Consider the following 228-nt stretch of genomic DNA (forward strand, 5'->3'; position numbering starts at 1 on the left):
GAAGCGCGATTCAAACTCGCCGGCACAAACAAAGGCTTTAAGGTGAAATGGCCGTCCGTCGAGCTGGAAGCTACTAACAACAGCATTGTGGTGAACGGCGAGAGCGTATTGTCCGTTACAGCGCAAGACGATGCGTTAGAACCAGTTCTTCTAAGCGGTGTCTTCTCGAGTCGTGACGGACTGGAGATATGCCGAATTGAGAAAAACGAAATCGTCTCTCGTGTTTCG

1 protein-coding gene is annotated in these 228 nt (G+C 50.4%); it reads left to right on the forward strand.

The window, feature by feature from the left end:
- On the forward strand, window positions 1–228 hold a 228-nt coding region (locus tag EOD29_RS36940), incomplete at both ends, for a hypothetical protein (RefSeq protein ID WP_206520643.1).

Origin of the sequence: Mesorhizobium sp. M1A.T.Ca.IN.004.03.1.1, assembly GCF_003997555.1 — a bacterium.
GTDB lineage: Bacteria > Pseudomonadota > Alphaproteobacteria > Rhizobiales > Rhizobiaceae > Mesorhizobium.